Genomic DNA, 283 nt, shown 5'->3' on the forward strand with positions numbered 1-283 from the left:
TGGCCGACATGCAGACGGAGATCACGCTGGGTCTGCACGGAGCCTTGCGCCTGGGACGGCTGAAGGACGAGGGCCGCGCGGCGCCGGAGGCGATCAGCCTGATGAAGCGCAACAACTGCGGCAAGTCGCTGGACGTAGCACGAGTGGCCCGCGACATGCTGGGCGGCAACGGCATCTCGGACGAGTACCACGTCATCCGCCACGTGATGAACCTGGAGGCGGTCAACACCTACGAGGGCACGCACGACATCCATGCGCTGATCCTCGGCCGTGCCCAGACCGG

At 66.8% G+C, this 283-nt stretch carries 1 protein-coding gene; it reads left to right on the forward strand.

Annotated features, from left to right (window positions below):
* Positions 1 to 283: acyl-CoA dehydrogenase family protein (locus N826_RS39450; protein ID WP_044438173.1), on the forward strand; the 283-nt coding region annotated here is incomplete at both ends.

The organism is Skermanella aerolata KACC 11604, from assembly GCF_000936425.1.
GTDB classification, from domain to species: domain Bacteria; phylum Pseudomonadota; class Alphaproteobacteria; order Azospirillales; family Azospirillaceae; genus Skermanella; species Skermanella aerolata.